The organism is Claveliimonas monacensis (assembly GCF_014982975.1).
Lineage (GTDB): Bacteria > Bacillota > Clostridia > Lachnospirales > Lachnospiraceae > Claveliimonas > Claveliimonas monacensis.
Genome location: NZ_JADCKL010000001.1, coordinates 131,545 through 148,698 on the forward strand (window position 1 = coordinate 131,545; position 17,154 = coordinate 148,698).

The 17,154-nt window shown below is 51.9% G+C and carries 11 protein-coding genes; 10 read left to right on the forward strand and 1 reads right to left on the reverse strand.

From position 1 onward, the window contains the following. The first annotated feature begins 155 nt into the window (after positions 1–155). The 10 genes from INF30_RS00595 (at position 156) to INF30_RS00640 (ending at position 15,363) form a co-directional block, all read left to right on the forward strand. A complete protein-coding gene (locus INF30_RS00595) occupies positions 156–1,820 on the forward strand; it encodes a L,D-transpeptidase family protein (RefSeq protein WP_226393906.1) in 1,665 nt (554 codons plus the stop codon). A 22-nt stretch (positions 1,821–1,842) separates the two neighbouring features. Beyond that, positions 1,843–2,973: a tRNA guanosine(34) transglycosylase Tgt gene (gene tgt / locus INF30_RS00600; protein ID WP_226393907.1), complete on the forward strand. Its 1,131-nt coding sequence runs from the start codon at positions 1,843–1,845 to the stop codon at positions 2,971–2,973. 102 nt (positions 2,974–3,075) lie between these two features. Beyond that, positions 3,076–3,381, forward strand: a complete 306-nt coding sequence (gene yajC, locus INF30_RS00605; RefSeq protein ID WP_076777642.1) for a preprotein translocase subunit YajC — start codon at positions 3,076–3,078, stop codon at positions 3,379–3,381. Between the two features lie 171 nt (positions 3,382–3,552). Beyond that, complete coding sequence (locus INF30_RS00610; RefSeq protein WP_226393908.1) at positions 3,553–6,606, forward strand: glucosaminidase domain-containing protein; 3,054 nt, start codon at positions 3,553–3,555, stop codon at positions 6,604–6,606. Positions 6,607–6,789: 183 nt separating this feature from the next. After that, entirely contained in the window at positions 6,790–7,875 is a 1,086-nt protein-coding gene (gene leuB, locus INF30_RS00615) for a 3-isopropylmalate dehydrogenase (RefSeq protein WP_076777640.1), read from the forward strand. Between the two features lie 142 nt (positions 7,876–8,017). Continuing rightward, positions 8,018–9,697, forward strand: a complete 1,680-nt coding sequence (ilvD, locus tag INF30_RS00620) for a dihydroxy-acid dehydratase (RefSeq protein ID WP_076777639.1) — start codon at positions 8,018–8,020, stop codon at positions 9,695–9,697. Between the two features lie 48 nt (positions 9,698–9,745). Next, positions 9,746–11,428, forward strand: a complete 1,683-nt coding sequence (gene ilvB / locus INF30_RS00625; RefSeq protein ID WP_226393909.1) for a biosynthetic-type acetolactate synthase large subunit — start codon at positions 9,746–9,748, stop codon at positions 11,426–11,428. Between the two features lie 37 nt (positions 11,429–11,465). Next, a complete protein-coding gene (serC, locus tag INF30_RS00630) occupies positions 11,466–12,548 on the forward strand; it encodes a 3-phosphoserine/phosphohydroxythreonine transaminase (protein ID WP_076777637.1) in 1,083 nt (360 codons plus the stop codon). 2 nt (positions 12,549–12,550) lie between these two features. Beyond that, positions 12,551–13,714: a phosphoglycerate dehydrogenase gene (locus INF30_RS00635; protein ID WP_226393910.1), complete on the forward strand. Its 1,164-nt coding sequence runs from the start codon at positions 12,551–12,553 to the stop codon at positions 13,712–13,714. Between the two features lie 176 nt (positions 13,715–13,890). Beyond that, a complete protein-coding gene (locus tag INF30_RS00640; protein WP_226393911.1) occupies positions 13,891–15,363 on the forward strand; it encodes a polysaccharide deacetylase family protein in 1,473 nt (490 codons plus the stop codon). A gap of 55 nt (positions 15,364–15,418) precedes the next feature. On the opposite strand, the gene INF30_RS00645 is transcribed toward INF30_RS00640, so the two are convergent. After that, positions 15,419–17,053, reverse strand: coding sequence for an ABC-F family ATP-binding cassette domain-containing protein (locus INF30_RS00645; protein ID WP_226393912.1), 1,635 nt, complete (start codon positions 17,051–17,053; stop codon positions 15,419–15,421). Positions 17,054–17,154 lie beyond the last annotated feature (101 nt).

Here is a 17,154-nt window from a genome sequence, read left to right on the forward strand (position 1 = left end):
TGTGAAGTATGTGTTAAATCCTGTTAAGATATATTAAGATTTATTATAATCAAGAGGCGGATTATTGACAAGAGAAAGCCTGGACACTATAATTACTACGTATTACGAAAAGTGTAGTTATAAGTATATATAATATAAACAGGGAGCAGATTTTTATGAGTAATAGCGAAAACAGCAGGGAGGATATCGAGCGCTCTTCAGAAGAAATTCTCGAGGAGACCATGCGGGAGATCCGTGATGACCTGCAGAGTTCATCCCAGGACGATGTTTCCAATGCTTCATCAGAAGAAGATGACGGCGTGATCCGGCTCGACGACAACGAGGAATTCTATGACAGGGCAGAGGACGAAGAGGATGCATATTTGTCCGAGGAAGATGGGATAGAAGAGGATGAGCTGGACGAGGAAGAGGAGGAGAGCGGAAAAAAGCGTGGGAAGAAGAAAGCGCTGATTGTTCTGCTTGTCATTCTCGGTGTTCTCGTGCTGGCCTATCTTGGAACAGCTTTGTTCTTTACAAAGCATTTCTTTTTCTATACAAAGATAAACGGCACGGAGTTTTCTGCTGAGACTGTCAGCGCCGTGGAGAGTTATATGGAAGAGCAGGTGGAGGGGTACGAGCTCACGCTGGAAGAGATTGACGGGGGTACGGAGACCATTGTCGGTGACGACATAGACCTGACTTATGTGGACGGGAAGGAAGTGGATGACCTTTTGAAGGATCAGAACCCTCTTCTGTGGATCACAGCTCTCTGGGATCACCCGGATATCGAGGCTCCTGTGGGCGTGGAATATGACGCGGACAAGCTGAATGAAGTGATCGCAGGACTGAAATGCATGCAGGCGGAGGAGCAGGTGGCGCCCCAGTCAGCCCGCCCGGTCTTTCAGGAGACAGAATTTGTGATCCAGGACGAGGTGGTCGGTTCACAGATCGACACAGAGAAGTTCACGGAAGCCGTCAATGAAGCGATCAGCGGATTTCAGTCCACCCTGGACATGGAGGCGGAAGAATGCTATGTGCTGCCTGCATTCACTGCTGATGCGCCGGAAGTGGCGGCAGCAAGAGATGCCATGAACAGTTATCTGGGAGCCAGCATTACCTATGACTTCAGTCCTTACACGGAGGTGGTGGATTCTGCGGTCATCTCGCAGTGGGTGACGGTTGACGACAGCATGAATGTGACCTTTAACCAGGATGCAGTGCGGGCTTATATCCAGGAGCTTGCAAATAAATATGACACATACGGAAAGAACAGGACCATTGTCACAAGCCGCGGAAACACGGTGGAGGTCTCCGGCGGATCTTACGGCTGGCAGATCGATCAGGAGGCAGAGTACAATGCCTTGATCGCTAACATCCAGAATGCGGAGACAGTGACCAGAGAGCCCCAGTATGCGCGGCGCGCCGCTTCCCACGAGGGAAATGATTACGGCGGCAGCTATGTGGAAATCGATCTGACGAACCAGCATGTGTGGGTATACGTAAATGGCCAGTGCGTCGTTGAGACAGACTGCGTCACAGGAAATCCCCAGGAGGGCAACGGCACGCCCCAGGGCGTTTACTCCATCGCCTACAAGCAGATGAACACAACTCTTCGGGGACCGAAGCTGCCGGACGGGACCTATGAGTGGGAGTCGCCGGTAACCTACTGGATGCCTTTTAACGGAGGGATCGGACTTCACGATGCCCCCTGGCGTTCTGCCTTTGGCGGGAATATCTACCAGGGCGGGGGATCTCACGGCTGTGTAAACCTTCCCCCGTCAGTGGCCGGAACAGTATACAATAATATTCAGGCCGGCACACCGGTTGTATGCCACTATTAAGACAGATGAGGAATTTATAAGAATGTATGAACTTTTAAAAAGAGACGGAGCGGCCCGCAGAGGCCGGCTCCACACAGTACATGGGGTCATTGAGACCCCTGTATTTATGAATGTGGGAACAGTCGCCGCGATCAAGGGGGCTGTGTCCACAGAAGATCTGGAGCAGATCGGCACCCAGGTGGAGCTGTCCAACACCTATCACCTGCACGTGAGGCCGGGCGACCAGATCATTAAGAAGATGGGAGGTCTCCACAGGTTCATGTCCTGGGAGAAGCCTATCCTCACAGACTCGGGCGGGTTCCAGGTGTTTTCCCTGGCAGGCCTTCGAAGGATCAAGGAGGAGGGCGTCTATTTTAACTCCCATATAGATGGAAGAAAGATCTTTATGGGGCCTGAGGAGAGTATGCAGATTCAGTCCAATCTGGCCTCCACCATTGCCATGGCGTTCGATGAGTGCCCCTCCAGTGTGGCGGACAGAGAGTACATGGAGCGGTCTGTGGCCCGCACTACCAGGTGGCTGGAGCGCTGCAAAAAAGAGATGGACAGGCTGAACAGCCTTCCGGATACCATCAACCGTCATCAGATGCTTTTTGGTATTAACCAGGGCGGTGTCTATGAGGATATCCGTATCCTCCACGCAAAAGAGATCGCTTCCATGGATCTGGATGGGTATGCTGTGGGCGGTCTGGCTGTGGGAGAGTCCCACGAGGAGATGTACCGCATACTGGATGCTGTAGTTCCCCAGCTGCCTCAGGAGAAGCCCATTTATCTGATGGGCGTGGGGACGCCTGCCAATATTCTGGAGGCAGTGGATCGGGGCGTGGACTTTTTTGACTGTGTGTACCCCAGCAGAAACGGACGCCACGGACATGTGTATACAAAACAGGGGAAGAGGAATCTTTTCAACGCAAAATACGAGATGGATGACCGACCCATCGAGGAGGGGTGCCAGTGCCCGGCGTGCCGCAGGTATTCCCGGTCCTACATCCGGCATCTCCTGAAAGCCAAAGAGATGCTGGGGATGCGTCTCTGTGTGCTCCACAACCTGTATTTCTATAACCATCTGATGGAGGAGATCCGTCAGGCCATCGAGGAAGGAAACTATAAAGAGTATAAAAAGAAGACATTAGAGGGCCTGCAGGGCGGAAAATAATTGCAAAAAGTCAAATACCGAAAAAAAACTCTTGATGAAAACCCGGATATTGTGTATGATTACAATAGTGTCAAAAAGTGAGTGATTTAGGAGGAAATATTTATGTATACTTTAGCAGCTAGCAGCTTTTTGAACAGTCCCATCGGGCTGATCCTTTTATATGCTGTGATCATCGGCGCTTTCTGGTTTATTCTGATGCGTCCGCAGAAGAAGGAGCAAAAGAGGATTGCAGCCATGATCGCAGACATGGAAGTGGGCGATACAGTTCTCACAACAAGCGGTTTCTACGGAGTGATCATTGATATCACAGACGACGATGTGATCGTGGAGTTTGGAAGCAACAAGAACTGCCGTATTCCGATGCAGAAGGCAGCTATCGCACAGGTAGAGAAAGCGGATGCGGAGTAAGAGACATTGACCTGAAGAAGGGCCGGTCCAGCGACCGGTTCTTTTTTTGTCTCAAACTGGCAAAATAAGTAAAAAGAGGTTATTCCTTGCAGAAAAGGGAAAAGTATGTTACGGTTATTCTGTATCAGTTTATATAAATAATTGAATAAGGGGAAGGAGGAAATCAAACCAATGAGAAAAAGCAAGTTGCTGATACTCCTGCTTTTCATGTGCATGGTGCTCACAGGACTGCCGGCCATGGAAAGCAAAGCAGAAGAGAGTGCGCAGGGAGGGGACGCGTATTCGGAACTGCAGGATGAAAATCCATACCGGACAGAGAATGTCACGGCTATGGATGAAAATGGAAATATCACTGAGGTGGGTGATTCCGACGGAAGTATGACAGACGGAGACGAGGTGTCTTCCGGCAGCATTTCTACATATGCAAGGTCATCCCGTGCGGCAGTTTCATCTGTCAAGGTGGTGAACTTCAACACGAAGAACAACGCGGTCACAGAGTACACAGAGGACGGCACAGGAGCCGCCGGTTACACAAACGGTGACTACGGCGCTGATGCCGCCTACCTTGGGACCAGCGGTGGAAAAGTAAAATTTATGATGTCCGGCGTGATCGGCTGGGTCAACGCATCGGAGGTGGAGGTCATTGACCTGTCGCAGGCCGCTGTAGTGAGCGGTTATGAGGTAGAGAATGGGAGACTTCTCCACGGTATCGTGTACACGATGGCCACACCCGGCTACAGGACAAGGCTGGATAACGGCCCGGCGCCCTCTTATCTGAGCGCAGGAGTCAAATACTACAGCTATGACGGCCACTATTTTTACACAGATTACGGGGTGATGATCTCTGACTATCAGAACAATACCCGTGCAAATTCTGTCAATCCGGACAATCCGTACTATAACTATTACCAGTATCTTCCGCTCAGGAGCAGTACATCCTACAGTGCGGACGCGCTGAACGCTATGATCGGCAGCAAAGCGTCGGCAGGATCTCTGATGGCGAACAAAGGAAGCGCTTTTATAGACAGTCAGAATACATATGGCGTCAATGCGCTTCTCATGACCGGTGTAGCAGCAAACGAGAGCGCCTGGGGGACAAGCAGCATTGCCCGGAACAAGAACAATCTTTTCGGGCTGAATGCGGTGGACTCTTCTCCGGGAACAAGCGCCAGCACGTTTGCCAGCGTGGAGGCATGTATCAATGATTTTGCAAATGGCTGGATGTCCAGAGGATATCTCTATCCCGCGGACAGCAGATATAACGGCGGATTCCTTGGAAATAAGGCAAGCGGTATCAACGTAAAATATGCTTCGGACCCGTACTGGGGCGAGAAGGCGGCCAATGTCGCCTACGCTCTTGACGCGGCCCAGGGCGGCGCGGATTACGGTCTGTATACTATCGGTGTGAAAGACACCCTGGCCTCCAGCCATCAGACCGTGAACGTGAGAAATGAAAGCAACACATCGTCCACAGTGCTCTACACTACAGGGCGGGCATCCAATTACTCTGTCCTGATCAAAAACAGCACTTCGGAAAATGGATTTTACAGAATCCAAAGTGACGCGGTGCTGGACAGTGGAAGGACCTCCATGGTCAAGGGCAGTGGGTCTTACAGTTTTGATAATATGTATGCCTACATTTCGGCGGACTATGTGCAGATCGTAAACCAGGGAACTGTGTCGCAGCCGGAGCCAGAACCGGAGCCAGAGCCGGTACCAGTGACGCTGGACTCCATAACCATTGCAGCAGCGCCGTCCAAGACCGTTTATACGGAGGGAGAGAGCTTCGATCCCACGGGTATGTCGGTGCAGGCAAACTGGAGTGACGGCTCAGCCAGCGATGTGACTGGAGAAATCAGCTATACAACGGATCCGCTCACAGCAGATGTGACAGCTGTGGAAATCTCCTACACAAGCGGAGACGTGACAAAGACAGCGTCCCAGCATGTACAGGTAAAAGCAAAGGCAGTCGTTACAGGAGTTATGATCAACCCCTCTGAAATTGATCTTTATCCTGGCGATGTAAAGACCTTTGGCGTATCTGTTCAGGGTACAGGGGATCCGTCTCAGGATGTAACGTGGTCAGTGGAGGGCGCTTTCAGCAGCCAGACAGTGATCGATGGAAATGGAAAACTGACTGTGGGGGCAGACGAGTCGACCCAGCAGCTTGCGGTAAAAGCCCAGTCGGCCGTGGACCCATCCCAGTATGCGCAGGCGGTGGTGACGGTTCTGCAGAAAGCCAGTGAGGAACCGGACGAAGAGCAGCCTTCACAGCCTGATGCCGAGGAGCCTGGCACAGGCCAGGAAGGATCTGACGCGGATACAGAGGAGCCGGGAGAGGATGACGGACAGACAGAACCGGACGGCTCCGATGAAGCGTACCAGTCTATGGAGCTGAAGGCAGAGACAGAGGGCGTCAGTGCAAGCGGCGAATTTGCTGCGGGCACGGAGCTTGTAGTTACGCCTGTAGGGGAAGAGACAGAAGTGTACCAGACCCTTGTGAAAGAAGTGGGCGGAAAGCCTGTTCTTGGAGTGTTTGACCTGTCCTTGAACGGATCCGCAAAAGAGGGAAGCGCTATACAGGTTACATTCAGCCTGGATGAGCAGTACAATGGAAAAAGTATTCTGATCCTTCATTTCCCTGAAAAGGATGGTGTCTCTTACATTGAGAGATATGAGATGACCGCCCAGGATGGCAGTATCACAGTGGAAGTGGACAGCTTCTCACCTTTTGTTCTTGCACTGAATGAGGAGAGCACCGGGGACGAAGCTGGCGACGGACAGACACCGGACAACGGGGAGACTGGAGATACAGGTGAACCCGCCGTGCCGGAGGATCCGGGAACATCCGAAGAACCAGGGACAACAGAAGATCCGGGAACTACAGAAACTCCAGGGACAACAGAAGATCCGGGAACCGCAGAAGATCCGGTTGTGCAGGATCCGGCAGCTACAGGCGGATCTGAAACAACGGATCCCGCAGATGTGTCAGGAGGAACAGGCACAGGCCAGTCATCCGGCACATCAGGAAAGACCACAGGAGCAGCAGCTTCAACAAATGTGGTTGGCCAAAATAAGACTGATACAAAGAACGCAGACAACAGTCAGGTGACAGCAGCGCCGAGAACGGGAGATACAGCTTCTCCGGTACTTTGGATCGTGCTTGTCATTGCCGCAGTAGCGGTGATCATTGCAGCTGTTGTCATCAAAAAAATCAGAAAATAGATTTTTAGGATAAAGGATATCACCGTTTAGGCGGTGGTATCCTTTTTTGCCATTTGTACCTGCGCAAAACAGAGGACGCTCTATTTTTTTGCGCTTTTACAGAGTAAAGGGTTGAAACACTGATAAAAATGCGATATGATTATGAAATAGTTAAATTTGTTGTACATAGAAAGGAAGAAGCATATGAACCTCAAGATCGGAGTTATCAAAGGGGATGGCATTGGACCGGAGATTGTCACAGAGGCCATGAAAGTGTTAGATAAAGTGGGAGAAGTATACGGACATACACTGGATTACGATCAGCTGCTTATGGGCGGAGCATCCATCGATGTGCACGGCGTGCCGCTCACAGATGACACGATTCGCAGAGCAAAGGAGTGTGACGCAGTGCTTATGGGATCGATAGGAGGAGATGCAAAGACCTCTCCCTGGTATCAGCTGGAGCCGGACAAGAGGCCAGAGGCAGGACTTTTGAAGATCCGCAAAGCGCTGAATCTTTTTGCCAATTTGCGGCCCGCTGTTCTCTATGAAGAATTGAAAGGCGCCTGTCCGTTGAAAGAAGAGATCACAGAAGGCGGGTTTGATATGATGATCATGCGTGAGCTGACAGGAGGTCTCTACTTCGGAGAGCGCAGGACCGTGGAGGAAAACGGGGTGATGACAGCCTATGATTCTCTCACGTACAATGAGAACGAGATCCGGCGGATCGCGAAGCGGGCATTTGACATAGCTATGAAGCGCCGCAGAAAAGTGACAAGTGTGGACAAAGCAAATGTACTGGACTCTTCCAGACTGTGGAGAAAAGTCGTAGAGGAGGTCGCCGGGGAGTATCCGGAAGTGACTTTGGAACATATGCTGGTTGACAACTGTGCTATGCAGCTTGTGAAGGATCCAAAGCAGTTTGATGTCATCCTGACAGAGAACATGTTCGGAGACATCCTCTCCGACGAGGCGAGCATGGTCACCGGTTCTATCGGAATGCTGGCCAGCGCCAGCCTCAACGAGACAAAGTTTGGACTGTATGAGCCAAGCGGCGGGTCAGCGCCGGACATTGCCGGAAAGGGCATTGCAAATCCCATCGCCACGATCCTCTCCGCAGCCATGATGCTCCGGTTCAGCTTTGACCTGGACGCAGAGGCAGATGCCATAGAAAAAGCAGTGGCAGACGTCCTGAGAGAAGGATGGAGGACCATCGATATCATGTCCGACGGCAAGAGCCAGGTGGGTACAGAAAAGATGGGAGACCTGATTGCTGCGCATATTGCGTAATGTAGTCAGAATAGTTTGTTTGATCACACACAATGTGACAGGAGTATTTTTATTCCGGACGTAATACTTTTAAAGAGGGTTACGTCCCCACTTACATGTATCCCTGTGGAATTGTGTGAATTGTAGATGGAGGTAGAACAATATGAGAAGTGACAATGTGAAGAAAGGGGCCCAGCAGGCGCCCCACCGTTCCTTATTTAACGCGTTAGGACTTACGAAGGAGGAGCTGGACCGACCGCTGATCGGCATCGTCAGCTCCCACAATGAGATCGTGCCGGGTCACATGAACCTGGACAAGGTCGTGGAGGCTGTAAAAATGGGAGTTGCCATGGCAGGCGGAACGCCCATCGTGTTCCCGGCTATCGCAGTCTGTGACGGCATTGCCATGGGACATATCGGCATGAAGTACTCCCTGGTGACAAGAGACCTGATCGCGGACTCCACAGAGGCCATGGCCATGGCCCACCAGTTCGACGGACTGGTCATGGTGCCCAATTGTGACAAGAACGTGCCGGGACTTCTGATGGCAGCCGCAAGGATCAACATTCCAACGATCTTTGTCAGCGGCGGCCCCATGATGGCTGGCCGGGTACAGGGAAAGAAGACCAGTCTCTCCAGCATGTTTGAGGCTGTAGGAGCCAACGCGGCGGGCCTTCTGGACGACGAAGGGCTTCTGGAATATGAAAATAAGACCTGCCCCACCTGCGGTTCCTGCTCCGGAATGTACACAGCAAACAGCATGAACTGCCTGACAGAGGTGCTGGGTATGGGACTTCGGGGAAATGGCACCATCCCGGCCGTGTACTCTGAACGCATCCGTCTGGCAAAACATGCCGGTATGCAGGTTATGGAGCTTGTGCGCAAGGATATCCGCCCAAGAGATATCATGACAAAGGATGCCATCTTAAACGCCCTGACAGTTGACATGGCTCTTGGATGCTCCACAAACAGCATGCTCCACCTTCCGGCCATTGCCCACGAGATCGGCATGGACTTTGAGATCGATTTCGCAAACGGCATCAGTGAGCGTACACCGAACTTGTGCCACCTGGCGCCGGCTGGCCCCACCTACATAGAGGACCTCAACGAGGCGGGCGGTGTGTACGCTGTCATGGCGGAGCTGAACAAGAAGGATCTTCTCCACACAGACTGTCTGACCGTCACAGGAAAGACCGTGGGAGAGAATATAGCAGGCGTTGTCAATAAAAACCCCGAAGTCATCCGGCCCATTGACAATCCGTACAGCCAGACAGGCGGCCTGGCTGTTCTGAAAGGCAACCTTGCACCGGACGGAAGCGTGGTAAAACGCTCCGCCGTGGTGGAGGAGATGCTGGTGCATGAAGGCCCTGCCAGAGTGTTTGACTGTGAGGAAGATGCTATTGCAGCCATCAAGGGAGGCCAGATCAAAGAGGGAGATGTGGTTGTCATCCGCTATGTGGGACCCAAAGGCGGTCCGGGTATGCCGGAGATGCTCAATCCTACCTCTGCCATTGCGGGCATGGGACTTGGCTCCAGCGTGGCCCTCATCACAGACGGGCGCTTCAGCGGTGCATCCCGCGGCGCTTCCATTGGACACGTATCGCCGGAAGCAGCAGTGGGCGGCCCCATCGCTCTTGTAGAAGAGGGGGATATCATTAAGATCGATATTCCGTCACTGAAGATCGAGCTGGATGTTCCGGACGAAGTGCTGGCCAAGAGAAAGGCCAACTGGCAGCCCCGCAAGCCCAGGATCACCACAGGCTATCTCGCAAGATATGCCGCTATGGTCACATCCGGCAACAGAGGAGCTGTCCTGGAGGTTCCGAAGAGCAGCCAGCAGTAAAGAGCTGTAAAAGGATGGAATAATCATAGAAAAGAGGAAGAGAGATTTATGCAGTTAACAGGTGCAGAAATTGTAGTTGAATGTTTGAAGGAGCAGGGCGTTGACACTGTGTTCGGATACCCGGGCGGCGCCATCCTTAATGTATATGATGAGCTGTATAAGCATAGTAATGAAATCAGGCATATTCTCACCTCCCACGAGCAGGGAGCGTCCCATGCGGCGGACGGATATGCCAGGGCTACAGGCAAAGTGGGCGTCTGCTTTGCCACAAGCGGTCCGGGTGCGACTAACCTGGTGACAGGGATAGCCACTGCCTACATGGACTCCATCCCGCTTGTGGCTATCACCTGCAATGTAGGTGTGTCCCTCCTTGGAAAAGACAGTTTCCAGGAAATCGATATAGCGGGCATCACCATGCCCATCACAAAGCATAATTATATTGTAAAGGATATAAATCAGCTGGCAGACACCATCCGCAAGTCCTTTATTATTGCCAAGAAAGGACGTCCCGGCCCGGTGCTGATCGATATTCCCAAGGATGTGACAGCAGCGAAGACAGAGTATACGCCTCAGCCCGCTGTTCAGGTGATGCCCTCCAGCGATATAGACGAGAGGGATCTGGAGACGGCTCTTGCCATGATCCGCAGGTCCGAAAGACCTTTTATCTGTGTGGGTGGCGGTGCCATCCTGTCCGATGCGGCAGAGGAATTTTACAGATTTGCCAAGAAGGTGGACGCTCCTGTGACAGATACGCTGATGGGACACGGCGCCTTCCCGGAGACAGATGAACTCTACACGGGCATGGTGGGCATGCACGGAACCAAGGCGTCAGACTACGGCGTGGATGAGTGCGATCTCCTGATCGTGGCGGGCGCCCGTTTCAGCGACAGAGTCACCGGCAATGTAAATGAATTTGCGAAAAATGCAGAGATCCTGCAGTTTGACATTGATGCGGCGGAAATGAATAAAAATGTACTGATCACCGAAGGAGTGATCGGTGATCTGAAAGTGATCCTGGAGAAGCTGAACAGCAGGCTGGAACAGCAGGATCACACGCAGTGGAAAGAGAGGATCAACAGCTACAAAGAAAAATATCCGCTGGTTTATCCGGCAGAAGGACTTTCCGGCCCCTGGGTGGTGGAGGAGATCTATCGCCAGACAGAGGGAGACGCCATTGTGGTGACAGAGGTGGGACAGCATCAGATGTGGGCTGCCCAGTTCTACCAGTTCACAGAGCCCCGCACGTTCCTTACATCTGGAGGACTGGGAACCATGGGATATGGCCTGGGAGCCTCCATCGGAGCCAAAATGGGACGCCCGGATAAGACAGTAGTCAATATTGCAGGGGACGGCTGCCTTCGCATGAACATGAACGAGATCGCCACAGCGGCCAGAAACAATATACCGATCATTGAGGTGGTCATCAACAACCATGTGCTTGGCATGGTGCGCCAGTGGCAGGATCTGTTCTATGAGCAGAGGTATTCCCAGACTGTGCTGAACGATGCGGTGGACTTTGTCAAACTGGCGGAGGCAATGGGGGCTGTAGGATACAGAGCCCAGACAAGAGAGGAGTTCCAGAAGGCATTCGCCGAAGCCCTCACTCTTGGCAGGCCCGTGCTTATTGACTGCCAGATCGATAAAGATGAGAAAGTCTGGCCCATGGTGGCTCCCGGCGCGGCGATTCGGGACGCCTTTGACGAGGCTGACATGAAGAAAAAAGCTGACTAGAATCAAGAGAACAAAAAAGAAATCGGAGGGATCAACAATGAGCAGAGTGTACAATTTTTCAGCAGGACCGGCTGTGCTGCCGGAAGAAGTCCTCAAAGAAGCAGCAGACGAGATGTTAGATTACAGGGGAACGGGGATGTCCGTGATGGAAATGAGTCACCGCTCAAAGGCTTTTGCCGGGATCATCCAGGAGGCAGAGGCGGACCTGCGGGAGCTGATGCATATTCCTGACAATTACAAGGTCCTCTTCCTGCAGGGAGGGGCATCCCAGCAGTTTGCCATGATCCCCATGAATTTGATGAAAAACAGGGTGGCGGATTACATTGTCACCGGGCAGTGGGCGAAAAAGGCGTACCAGGAGGCCCAGAAGTACGGGAAAGTGAATAAGATCGCCTCATCGGAAGACAAGACATTTTCCTATATTCCGGACTGCTCGGATCTGCCTGTATCCCCGGATGCGGACTATGTGTACATATGTGAGAACAACACCATCTACGGTACAAAATTCAAGACCCTGCCCAACACAAAGGGAAAGACACTGGTGGCAGATGTGTCCTCCTGCTTCCTCTCTGAGCCGGTAGATGTGACAAAATACGGCCTGATCTACGGAGGCGTGCAAAAAAACATCGGTCCCGCCGGCGTCGTTATTGCCATCATCCGGGAAGATCTGATCACAGATGACGTGCTCCCGGGGACACCCACGATGCTGAAGTACAAGACCCATGCGGACGCAGGGTCCCTCTACAATACGCCGCCTGCCTACGGCATCTACATCTGCGGGAAGGTGTTCAAATGGCTGAAGGTCCAGGGCGGCCTGGAGGCGATGAAGGAGAGAAATGAGAAAAAGGCGGCTCTTCTCTATGATTTCCTGGACCAGAGCAGCCTGTTCAAGGGCACCGTCCGCAAAGAAGACCGCTCTCTTATGAATGTGCCCTTTGTGACAGGAGATGAAAAGCTGGACGCAAAATTTGTGGAGGAAGCGAAGAAAGCGGGACTTGAAAACCTGAAAGGACACCGCACAGTTGGCGGCATGAGAGCCAGCATTTACAACGCAATGCCTTACGAGGGCGTGCAGGCACTGGTAGACTTTATGGCACAATTTGAAAAGGAGAACTTATAATCATGTATCACTATTACTGCCTCAACCCTATTTCCGAAGTGGGAATAGATGCTATGACTGAAAATTATGTACCTGTTAGTGATCCTAAGAAGGCAGATGCACTTCTTGTCCGCAGCGCCGGCATGCACGATATGGAATTTTCACCGGAGCTGAAAGCCATTGCCCGGGCCGGTGCCGGCGTCAACAATATCCCCCTTGAGCGCTGCGCAGAGGAAGGCATTGTTGTGTTCAACACGCCGGGGGCCAACGCCAACGGTGTGAAAGAGCTGGTGGTTGCCGGCATGCTCCTGGCTTCCAGAGATATTATCGGGGGTATCAACTGGGTTCAGGAGAACGAGGAGGACGGCAACATTGCCAAGGATACGGAGAAGGCCAAGAAGGCCTTTGCCGGCTGTGAGCTGGAGGGCAAGAAGCTGGGTGTGATCGGCCTGGGGGCCATAGGCGGCCTGGTGGCCAACGCAGGCATCCACCTGGGCATGGAAGTCTTCGGATACGATCCCTATGTGTCCGTGGATGCGGCCTGGAGGCTGTCACGCAATATCCATCATGCCAAGACCGTGGATGAGCTCTACAAGAACTGCGACTACATCACGCTCCATGTGCCGGCTACGGAGAGCAACCGGGGGATGATCGACAAAAATTCCCTGGGGCTTATGAAAAAAGGCGTAGTTGTGCTGAACTTTGCCAGGGATGTCCTGGTCAATGAGGAAGACATGATCGACGCGCTGGAGAGCGGCCAGGTCAAGCATTATGTGTCCGACTTTCCAACCCCTGTCATAGCCGGGGTGAAGGGGGCCATCGTAATCCCCCATCTGGGAGCTTCTACGGCGGAGTCGGAGGACAACTGTGCCAGGATGGCAGTGCGTGAGCTGATGGATTACCTGGAATACGGCAATATCAAAAACTCTGTCAACTATCCGGACTGCGATATGGGAATGCCGGGGGACAACAAGCGTATCGTACTCCTGCATTACAACAAGCCTAACATGCTGGGACAGTTTACCAAGATCCTGGCGGACGACAATATGAATATCGCGGATCTGTCCAATAAGAGCAAAGGCGCCTACGCCTACACGATGATCGACATTGACTCAGATATCCCTGCAAACGTGGAGCGGGATCTGAGAAATATTAAGGGTGTTTTAAAAGTAAGGGTTCTGAATTAGATCAGAACCCTTTTTTATTAACAAACTGTTACATGAAAGATAATAAATATTACATCTTCGTCACTTTTGTTGCAGGATACTGTATATAGTGTTATTCTCTACAATATAAAACAATTCTTTGTATTTTTCGGCAAATAGAGACAAAAGAGAAAGATTGCCGGACAGAAGGGGTACATATGTCAAAGAGGAGTAGAAATATCCGGTCTATGAATGCCAGGAAGAGATGGCTCGTCCACAGGCTGAGAAGAAGGAGGATACTCGGGGCACTGATCTTGCTTCTCATCATAGTGGCCGGGGTAGTGACTGTGACAGCGGCAGCAAGGGCTGCCATGACAGATATCACGCTGAAGGTACAGTCTGTATCGATAAAGCAGGGGGAGCAGATGCCGGCTCTGCAGGCTGAGGTGTCCTGTGATAAGAAAGAGAAAAAACTGAAAAAGAAGGTGCTGGATAAAAAGACCGGCTATACAGCATGGAATCTTGTGGAAGATCTGAAAGCGGGAAAACTTTATCAGCTGCTCTGTGACAGTGACGGCGTGACAGAGGGCAAGTACCCGATACGCATCGAGCTGGACGGGGAGCTGAAGAAAAAGCTGGAAGATAAAGGCAGCTGGAAAAAGAAAGTGACACTTCACATCGAGGAGGGAACCTTCCAGGTACTCAACCAGGTGGGGAAATGGGATGGAGATAAATTCAAAAAGTGGGACGGAACCTATGTGCAGAACGATTTTGTAAATGCCAAGGGGAAGACTTACTACTTTGGAGAAGACGGCGTTAAGGTGACGGGCTGGAAGGAGATAGGCGTTACATACTACCATTTTGACAAGGACGGGGTCATGCAGACCGATATGTGGCTGGACAAAGGAGAAAGCAAGGCCTATCTGCAGTCGGATGGCAAGGCGGCGGCCGGGTGGTTTGACCTGGATGGGGCCACCTACTACTTTACCCAGGAAGGGGAGATGGTTACCGGGAAAAAACGGGTCGGTACCCTGGACTGTGTCTTCTCGGAAGATGGGAAGCTGGAATCCCAGAAAAGCAGCATTGATCCGGACAAGCCCATGATGGCACTGACCTTTGACGACGGACCGGGCGACAGGACCGGAGAGCTTCTGGATATGCTGGAGAAATATGACGCCCACGCTACCTTCTTTATGCAGGGGGTGAGCATTCCGGGAAGAGAGAGCCTTATTGCGCGGATGTTGGAGGCGGACTGTGAGCTTGGCAATCACTCTTACAACCACCCGGAGCTGACAAAGATCAGCGATGCGGATATCAGATCCCAGATCGGTACTACTGATGATCTGATCAAAGATGCCTGCGGGGAGGGGGCTACGCTCATGCGCCCGCCCTACGGTTCTATCAACGATGCAGTGAAAAAGAATGTGGGTATGCCCATGATCCTGTGGAATGTGGATACACTGGACTGGAAGGGAGACACCCAGTCTGTGATCAATTCCGTGCTCCAGAATGCTGATGACGGAGACATTGTTCTCATGCACGATATACACAGCACCACCGTGGATGCGGCCCTGCAGCTGATCCCTAAGCTGGTGGATCAGGGGTACCAGCTTGTGACTGTGTCCGAGATGGCTCAGGCAAGGGGCATCAACATGAAGGCAGGAGAGACGTACACAGACTTCAATAAATAAAAAGACAGACAAAAAAGAGAAGACCGATGTGAGTCTTCTCTTTTTGCTACGATCTTTAGTTGTCATCGCCTTCCACGACAGTGTAAGTCTGGCGTTTTCTGGCCATCTCGTCGCTCTCAAGATACTCGTCGTATGTGGTGATCTTGTCGATGAGCTTTCCGCCGGGGACGATCTCCATGATCCGGTTTGCTGTTGTCTGTACGATCTGATGATCCCTGGAGGAGAAGAGGATGACGCCCGGGAATTTGATCATTCCGTTGTTGAGTGCGGTGATGGACTCCATATCCAGGTGGTTGGTGGGCTCGTTCAGAAGAAGTACGTTTGCACCGGAGATCATCATCTTGGAGAGAAGACATCTCACCTTCTCGCCTCCGGAGAGAACCTTCACACGCTTCACGCCGTCGTCGCCGGAGAAGAGCATACGTCCAAGGAAACCGCGCACATAGGTGGCATCCTTCTCCTCGGAGTACTGGGTCAGCCACTCCACGATAGTGTAGTCGTTGTCAAACTCATTGCCGTGATCCAGAGGGAAGTAAGCCTGGGTGGTGGTCACGCCCCACTTGTATGTTCCCTCATCCGGCTCCATCTCTCCCATAAGGATCTGGAAGAGGGTGGTCTTTGCCAGCTCATTGCCGCCTACAAAAGCTACTTTGTCCTCCCTGTTCAGGGTGAAGGAGATATTGTCCAGCACTTTCTCTCCATCGATGGTCTTGGAGAGGCCGTCCACAGTGAGCACCTCGTTTCCTATCTCCCTGTTGGGGCGGAAGTCGATGTAGGGGTATTTTCTGCTGGATGGCTGGATGTCGTCAAGCTGGATCTTTTCCAGAGCACGCTTTCTGGATGTAGCCTGCTTGGATTTTGAGGCGTTGGCGCTGAACCGGGAGATAAATTCCTGCAGCTCCTTGATCTTTTCCTCTTTCTTTTTGTTGGCTTCTTTCATCTGGCGGATGAGAAGCTGGCTGGACTCGTACCAGAAATCATAGTTTCCGGCATAGAGTTTGATCTTTCCGTAGTCGATATCCGCGATCTGTGTGCAGACCTTATTCAGGAAATAACGGTCGTGGGATACCACGATGACCGTGTTCTCAAAACCGATGAGGAACTCCTCCAGCCAGGCGATGGCGTCCAGATCCAGGTGGTTGGTAGGCTCGTCCAGAAGAAGGATGTCCGGGTTGCCAAAGAGTGCCTGGGCCAGAAGGACCTTCACCTTCTCGGGACCGTTTAAGTCCTTCATCAGTTTGTAGTGCATATCTGTGTCAATGCCAAGACCGTTTAAGAGAGAGGCAGCGTCGGACTCGGCCTCCCAGCCGTTCATGGTGGCGAACTCAGCTTCCAGCTCGCTGGCCTTGATGCCGTCCTCGTCTGTGAAATCCTCTTTGGCGTAGAGCACTTCCTTTTCCTTCATGATCTCATAGAGTCTTGCATTTCCCATGATGACCGTGTCAAGCACAGGGAACTCGTCATATTTAAAATGATCCTGCTGCAGGAAGGAAAGGCGCTCACCGGGTGTGATGATGACCTCGCCGCTTGTTGGATCAAGCTGTCCGGAAAGGATCTTGAGAAAGGTGGATTTTCCGGCTCCGTTGGCTCCGATCAGGCCGTAGCAGTTTCCTTCCGTGAATTTAATATTTACATCTTCAAACAATGCTTTTTTACCGACACGCAGTGTCACATTACTTGTACTGATCATAAATCCTGCTCCTTATCAATCTGTTTACAAGGTTTTTTACATACAAAGCCTATATTAGCAAAAAAAGGCGGAAATAGCAAGGAGAAAAGCGGCTTTGACAA

Coding starts and splice junctions, on each gene's coding strand:
- INF30_RS00645 (WP_226393912.1), bottom strand. CDS start 17,053: ATGATCAGTACAAGTAATGTGACACTGCGTGTCGGTAAAAAAGCATTG.
- INF30_RS00595 (WP_226393906.1), top strand. CDS start 156: ATGAGTAATAGCGAAAACAGCAGGGAGGATATCGAGCGCTCTTCAGAA.
- leuB (WP_076777640.1), top strand. CDS start 6,790: ATGAACCTCAAGATCGGAGTTATCAAAGGGGATGGCATTGGACCGGAG.
- INF30_RS00640 (WP_226393911.1), top strand. CDS start 13,891: ATGTCAAAGAGGAGTAGAAATATCCGGTCTATGAATGCCAGGAAGAGA.
- INF30_RS00635 (WP_226393910.1), top strand. CDS start 12,551: ATGTATCACTATTACTGCCTCAACCCTATTTCCGAAGTGGGAATAGAT.
- INF30_RS00610 (WP_226393908.1), top strand. CDS start 3,553: ATGAGAAAAAGCAAGTTGCTGATACTCCTGCTTTTCATGTGCATGGTG.
- tgt (WP_226393907.1), top strand. CDS start 1,843: ATGTATGAACTTTTAAAAAGAGACGGAGCGGCCCGCAGAGGCCGGCTC.
- yajC (WP_076777642.1), top strand. CDS start 3,076: ATGTATACTTTAGCAGCTAGCAGCTTTTTGAACAGTCCCATCGGGCTG.
- ilvB (WP_226393909.1), top strand. CDS start 9,746: ATGCAGTTAACAGGTGCAGAAATTGTAGTTGAATGTTTGAAGGAGCAG.
- ilvD (WP_076777639.1), top strand. CDS start 8,018: ATGAGAAGTGACAATGTGAAGAAAGGGGCCCAGCAGGCGCCCCACCGT.
- serC (WP_076777637.1), top strand. CDS start 11,466: ATGAGCAGAGTGTACAATTTTTCAGCAGGACCGGCTGTGCTGCCGGAA.